The sequence below is a fragment of the Bradyrhizobium sp. UFLA05-153 genome (genome assembly GCF_054185185.1).
Genome location: NZ_JBBIAM010000346.1, coordinates 1 through 666 on the forward strand (window position 1 = coordinate 1; position 666 = coordinate 666).

Sequence of the window (666 nt, forward strand, 5' to 3'; positions counted from 1 at the left end):
TGGCGGACCTTCGACTGGGTCGCCGAGCCCCAGTCGCAGAAGGTGCAGCTGTAGGGGCAGCCGCGGTTCGTTTCGATCACCGCCATCAGCGTGCCCAGCGCACTCAAGCCGTCGAATACACCCGTCAGGTAGGGCGAGGGGAGGATGTCGAGATCAGTGATCCGCGGGCGGTCGGGGGTGCGCACCGGTTGGCCGTCGTCGCCACGGAAGGTCAGACCAGGGACCTCCGCCAGCGCCGCCAACGAGCGATGCGGCCACCGCTCGGCGAGCGCCGTCAGCAGCGCTCGCGCCGTCTCTTCGCCCTCGCCGCGGACCACCACGTCCACATGGGGATGCTCGGCCATGAAGCGGGCGCAGCCAACCTCGTATTTAGGCGCGCTGGGACCGCCGTGGACACAGAGGAAGGCCGGATCGGCGGCCTTAAGTGCCTCGGACATGAGGAGATTGGCATCGAGGTTCCACTCGTAATCTGAGAAGAGCGCAATGCCGGGACCATGGGTGAGGATGGCGTCCTCGAGACCGTCGACATCGATGACGAAGCGCTCGACAAAGTTGTAGTGACTGGCCAGCGCACCGCCATCGGCGGCGCGGAGATGGGCGAGGATCATGCCGAGGGCGAGCGGGAGGTAGTTCGAACGGCCCCATTTCGCCCGCACGCCGTCTGGA

At 66.8% G+C, this 666-nt stretch carries 1 protein-coding gene; it reads right to left on the reverse strand.

Annotation, left to right across the window (positions count from 1 at the left end; all coding sequences use genetic code 11):
- A partial coding sequence (locus tag Q2941_RS51805) for a B12-binding domain-containing radical SAM protein (protein ID WP_458197570.1) occupies positions 1-666 on the reverse strand: 666 nt, incomplete at both ends.